General features: G+C 51.3%; 3 protein-coding genes and 1 pseudogene. All 4 read left to right on the top strand.

The annotated features are described in order from the left end of the window. Positions 1–495: 495 nt before the first annotated feature. Positions 496–1,371, top strand: coding sequence for a peptide chain release factor N(5)-glutamine methyltransferase (gene prmC, locus VIR50_RS00905; RefSeq protein WP_331933267.1), 876 nt, complete (start codon positions 496–498; stop codon positions 1,369–1,371). After that, positions 1,358–1,864 (top strand): regulatory protein RecX, encoded by a 507-nt coding sequence (locus VIR50_RS00900; RefSeq protein ID WP_331933266.1) that lies wholly within the window; start codon positions 1,358–1,360, stop codon positions 1,862–1,864. The genes prmC and VIR50_RS00900 overlap by 14 nt, the downstream gene beginning before the upstream one ends. Then, positions 1,854–2,555 (top strand): ComF family protein, encoded by a 702-nt coding sequence (locus VIR50_RS00895; RefSeq protein WP_331933265.1) that lies wholly within the window; start codon positions 1,854–1,856, stop codon positions 2,553–2,555. The genes VIR50_RS00900 and VIR50_RS00895 overlap by 11 nt, the downstream gene beginning before the upstream one ends. 200 nt (positions 2,556–2,755) lie before the next feature. Then, a pseudogene (locus VIR50_RS00890) lies at positions 2,756–2,943 on the top strand (hypothetical protein); the annotation flags it as partial.

Below are 2,943 nucleotides of genomic sequence, written 5' to 3'. Positions count from 1 at the left end.
TTATTTATCTAATTTCTTAGTTACGAACACGTTAGTATCAAACCCGACACCTTGTTCCTTTCCTGCTATTTTCGCAAGCTCAACAAACTATTATTACCTGATTTACGCACCCACGCTGCCTTTCCAAGCCGTCTTGCGCCGATGGTACTGCAATGCAATGTGGGAGAGTAGGTAGCCGCCTTTTTTGATTTGAGCCTCGATTACGTGAGTAGTCGGGGCTCTTTTTTGTGTTGGTGGGTTGGGGAGGGTGTGAGGGTGTAAGGTTGGGAGGATGAAGGGTTTGCTTGGAGGGTGTGGATGAATGGCTGTTATGAAAGTCGGACCAATCAGACTAGTCGGACTTGTCAGACCAGTCAGACGGGGATGAGGGAATAATGTGGTGTGTGCTATTGATATTATTGCTAATGTTTCTCTATTTAATTTAATGTCTTTGTAGAGAAAAGAGGAGAGCTGTTATTGCTTATTTATGATGAAAAGTTTATCTTTGCAAACATGATGACTTATCAACAACTTTATAGAGAACTTCTTCCGCATTATGAGGAGGGGGAGGCCAAGGCAGTCGTAAGATTGCTGTTGGAAGAAGTTTTCAATCTTTCTTTTACGGATATTTTAAGCGGAAAATTAGATGATCTTAGTGAGGCGGAGAGCCAAAAGCTAACGGCGATGATGGACCGATTGCGGGGTGGGGAGCCCGTGCAACACGTTGTTGGGACGGCTACTTTCATGGGACGGCGGTTCGTCGTGGGACCTGAAGTGCTGATACCACGCCCCGAGACCGAGGAACTGTGTCGCATCATTCTTGACAGATACAACCGACCTTACTGTGGATTGCAGCCTCCCGAGCCCACGTCGGTGCTCGATATTGGTACGGGCAGCGGTTGCATTGCCGTGACCTTGGCGCTCGATTTATGGAATTGCAGCGCCAGTGGATGGGATATTTCGGGCGACGCGCTGCTGATGGCCCGCGAGAACGCACTGCGCTTGGGCGCTCAAGTGAACTGGGAACTCCACGATGTGCTCCACTTGGAGGACGACAAACCACAGCCGGCGAGCTACGACATCATCGTTTCAAATCCACCATACATCTGCGATCGGGAGCGAGTAGACATGGAACCACGGGTGCTCCTGCACGAACCGGCCACGGCACTCTTCGTACCCGACGACAATCCGTTGCTGTTCTACCACGCCATCGCCCAAATGGCAGCCGACGCCCTGCGTCCCGGCGGACTGTTGGCCTTTGAAATCAATCCCCTCTATGCCGACCTTTTGTCGACCAACTTGCAGACCACAGGTTGGCAACAAGTGGAAATTCTCAACGACCCATTTGGCAAACAACGTTTTATTTTAGCACATAAAAATGGCAGAGCCTAAGAAAATCACTCCCCGGCAGGCCCTCATGAAGCTGACCGCCCTTTGTTCGCAGGCCGAGCACTGCACCGCCGACATGGAGGAGAAGCTGCGCAAATGGGCCATTGACGAGCACGACCAAGCTGAAATCATGGCCTATCTGCTGCGTGAACGTTATGTGGATGACGCCCGTTTTGCCCGTTTTTTCATCAATGACAAACTGCGTTTCAACAAATGGGGACGTCGAAAAATAGAACAAGCATTGCAGCAAAAGCACATCCCCTCCTCGGTTTCAGCCCCTTTGTTTGCCGAAATCGAGGACGAAACTTACATGGAAGTGCTGTTGCCCATGCTGCGTTCCAAGTGGAAAACCATCAAGGGACGCAACGAATATGAGCGTTCCATGAAACTCATTCGTTACGCCATGGGGCGTGGATACGACATAACGGTGATTCGCAAGTGTGTAGACCTTATCGCCGGAGCTGACACCGAAGCCGACGTGTGGGATGAAGATTAACCGCCTCACACGGCTCATCGACCTGCTGGCGCCGCGCCCCTGCGCCGTGTGTGGCCGCAGGCTCACGGCCGAGGAGCACTCATTGTGCTTGGACTGCCTGCTCCATCTGCCCTTCACGGGCTACGAGCAATCCCCCCGCGATAACGAGATGGCCCGTCTGTTTTGGGGCCATATCGACATAGAAAAGGCCGTTGCCTTGTTTTTCTACGCCCCTCACGCTCCCGCCTCCAATCCCATTTACGAACTCAAATACCATCATCGGCCGCAGTACGGCTACCAATTGGGCCTGCTGATGGGCCAAAGGCTGGCTCCGACCGGCTTTTTCGACGATATAGATGGGCTCATGGCCGTGCCCCTCTCGGCCGACCGCAGGCGTCATCGGGGCTACAATCAAAGCGACCTGATAGCCCAAGGACTGAGCGACGCCACGGGGATAAGTCTCATAAAAGGCGCTTTGGTGCGAACCACTTTCAACGGCAGCCAGACCCAACAGCCCTCCGTCTTGGCCCGAAGGGAGAACGTGGAGAACGCCTTTTGCCTGAAACGCCCCTCCGCCGTGGCCGGTCGTCACTTGTTGTTGGTAGACGACGTGGTGACAACGGGGGCTACCCTGCATGCCGTAGCTGCGACTTTGGCCGCGGCCGGAGGCGTCAGATTCAGCGTGGCAAGTTTGGCTTTCGCCCCAAAATGAGGCGGGAAGAATTAATAAATATCATTAAAAATGGCCCTAAAACGGCCATTATGGTGTAATAAGAGCTAACTTTGCAATACGATAGGTTGCACTCGACAATTTAAGAGCAAGCTCTTATTGTGCTCGTTTGCACTATCTTTTGATAAGATAGGCTGCACTCAGCAATCTGTGAACAAGTTCACATTGCCTTCGTTTGCACTATCTTTGCAAAATTAATATACTATAAAACAACAGATAAGATGGATAGTTTAAAAAAGGATTTCGCTTCACGTTTATTAAAAGTAAAGGCCATCAAATTGCAGCCTAACAACCCCTTCACTTGGGCTTCAGGATGGAAATCACCCTTCTATTGCGACAATCGCAAGACGTTATCGTACCCCGATTTGCG

Source organism: Prevotella sp., assembly GCF_036570325.1.
Lineage (GTDB): Bacteria > Bacteroidota > Bacteroidia > Bacteroidales > Bacteroidaceae > Prevotella.
Note: the sequence above shows the minus strand (reverse complement) of the source record. Positions and strands in the feature narration are given on the sequence as shown.